The organism is Streptomyces sp. A012304 (assembly GCF_026008495.1).
GTDB lineage: Bacteria > Actinomycetota > Actinomycetes > Streptomycetales > Streptomycetaceae > Streptomyces.
The window spans coordinates 1-272 of record NZ_BQUN01000174.1 but is presented as its reverse complement, the minus strand read 5'-3'; the positions used below and the strand labels follow the sequence as shown (position 1 = coordinate 272).

Annotated in this window: 1 pseudogene; it reads right to left on the bottom strand. The window is 75.0% G+C overall.

The features are described from left to right. Positions 1–272: pseudogene (locus tag ALMP_RS35635) on the bottom strand (alpha-1,4-glucan--maltose-1-phosphate maltosyltransferase); the annotation flags it as partial.

Here is a 272-nt window from a genome sequence, read left to right as displayed (position 1 = left end):
AGGTCGGGGTGGACGGCGTCGTGCCCGCCCTCCGGCGACCCGATCGCCCAGGGCACGCCCACGTCGTCCGGGCCGGGCGTGAGCGTGTTGTTGCGGCCCTTGCGGAAGGTCGTGCCGATGGGGTGGATCGGCGGCAGGTAGACGACGTCGAAGCCCATCGCGGCGATCGCGGGCAGCCGGCGGGCGGCGGTGCGGAACGTGCCGTGCGGGCGCTCGGGCGTGCCCTCCGAGCGCGGGAAGAACTCGTACCACGCGCCGTACAGGGCCCGTTC